3 protein-coding genes are annotated in these 1,811 nt (G+C 66.5%); all 3 read right to left on the reverse strand.

Annotated elements, in window-relative coordinates; translation table 11 throughout:
• On the reverse strand, positions 1–380 hold a 380-nt coding region (locus tag EIP85_RS22545; RefSeq protein WP_164871874.1), incomplete at its 3' end, for a hypothetical protein.
• Positions 381–543: 163 nt separating this feature from the next.
• On the reverse strand, positions 544–1,380 hold the full coding sequence (locus tag EIP85_RS22550; RefSeq protein WP_127904443.1) for a hypothetical protein: 837 nt from the start codon (positions 1,378–1,380) through the stop codon (positions 544–546).
• 128 nt (positions 1,381–1,508) lie between these two features.
• Positions 1,509–1,811 (reverse strand): hypothetical protein (locus EIP85_RS22950; RefSeq protein WP_206615638.1); only part of this gene is annotated, 303 nt, incomplete at its 5' end.

A 1,811-nucleotide genomic window follows, 5' to 3' on the forward strand; every position in this document is an offset into this window, starting at 1 on the left:
GAGGCAGAGGTGATGTCGGCATGCGGTCCCGGGGTGGAATGCGGGCCGGTGACGTCCGATCTGTCCAGGTTCAGCAGGCCGATGTCGCCACGGAACCCGTTCATCCAGTCATAGCCGAACGCGATCGCCTGGAATCCCGAGGTCTTGCCGCTCAGATCGAAGTCCACCCGCGGATCCGTCGGGTATCCGGCCGGCAGCCAATGGCCGTCGTTCAGGCTCGGATGGGAAAGGCCCGCCTCGATCCTGACATAGGGCCCGTAGGTGACGCTGGCTGTCCCCAGGCTCAGCAGGCCGGCCGAGCTTTGTGCCTCGGCAGCGCCTGTTCCAAGCAGGGTTGCTGCGATCGCAAAACCGAGAACCGCGCGAATCTTGTTCGACATGCCTGCCTCCGTATTCTTCTTGTCCCGCCCCGCAGTCCGTGCCCGAAAAAATTCCGAACACGGAATGTCTCTGATGTTCATCCCGCCATTCGGACCCCGGCGGCAAGACAATGTTTGCCCCCCGCCAAAGCACCGGGGCAGGCCGTGGCAACTCTGCCGCGCTTCAGCTGTCGTGACCTGCGAGCACCGCGATCCGGACCGCTTCGGCCTGCGCTGCAAGGCGGTCGGCCTCGGTCCCGGTCACGGGGGTGCCGAGGATCGTGGTCACCGCGATGACGGTCTCTCTGGTGATGGGCACCGTCTTGTCAGAGGCGTTGCCCAGAAAGACCGCCTCGAGTGTCGTCGGGTCGTTCTTCACGCCCATGGTGGACAGTGCGGAGCTGCCGTTCAGCGTGTCCTTCAACAGCGCGAGGTTCTGAAGTGGCGAGTCGATGCGGGCCACGTTGTCGTAGTTCAGCGACAGCTGCTCGATCGCCTGATCGAGCGGCAGGTTGTAGAACGCGACCATGTCGGGCGAGATCGTCGCAAGCGCTTCTTCATAGGCGCGCTGCAACACGTGGGACGGCGAACGTGCCACGTTGAGCCGGCCAAGCTCGACCTCCGGGATGCCCTCGTGCGACCAGACAGGCTTGGTGCCGCGCGTGCCGGAAGGCGACCCCGCACGGGGGCCCTTGCCCTCGCTGTCGGCGCCCGGCCCGCCCTGGCCGTGTCCGCCGGTGCTGCCCTTGACGATCGGACCGCCCTGGCCATGGCCGCCCTCGCTGTGCCCGCCTTCGCTGTGTTCGTCCTCGTGTCCGCCCTGACCGCCCTTGCCCTTCTGCTGACCCTTCTGATGGTCCTCGCCGCCCGCGTCACTATGCGTGCCGGTGTCTGCGGCCCAGGCGGCAGCGGGGATCTGGCTCGGGAACGGCAGCCAGCCTGCGCCCACGGCGAACCCGAAAGCGGCGATGATCCCGATCGCGGCGACGGATGTCTTTAGTCTGGAGGACAGTCTTCTCATCGCAACCTCCTGGCTGCTTGGTCTCGTTCGAGGGTGAACGTCGCGCCGCCCGCAATCGGGTACGCGCGCGTCAAGATGAAGCTACCCCGGGGCGCCCCCGGGGTAGTCCCTTCCCGGTCGGCGTCAGATCAGCCGTGGCCCGCCAGCACTGCGATGCGTACCGCTTCCGCGTCCGCCGCGAGCTTCTCTGCCGCGGTTCCCGTGACCGGCGTGCCGAGGATCGTGGTCACCGCGATGACGGAGTCCACCGAGATCGGCACCGTCTTGTCGGAGGCAACGCCAAGGTAGATCGCCTCGAGCTGCTCGGCATCGCTCGTCACGCCCGCGCTCGCCAGCGGCGTTTTCCCCGACAGCGTATCCTTCAGCAGAGCGAGGTTCTGCAGCGGCGAGTCGATGTAGGCGACGTTGTCGAAGTTCAGCGAGAGCTGTTC

It is taken from the genome of Solirhodobacter olei (assembly GCF_004010155.1).
Taxonomy (GTDB): Bacteria; Pseudomonadota; Alphaproteobacteria; order Rhodobacterales; family Rhodobacteraceae; genus Solirhodobacter; species Solirhodobacter olei.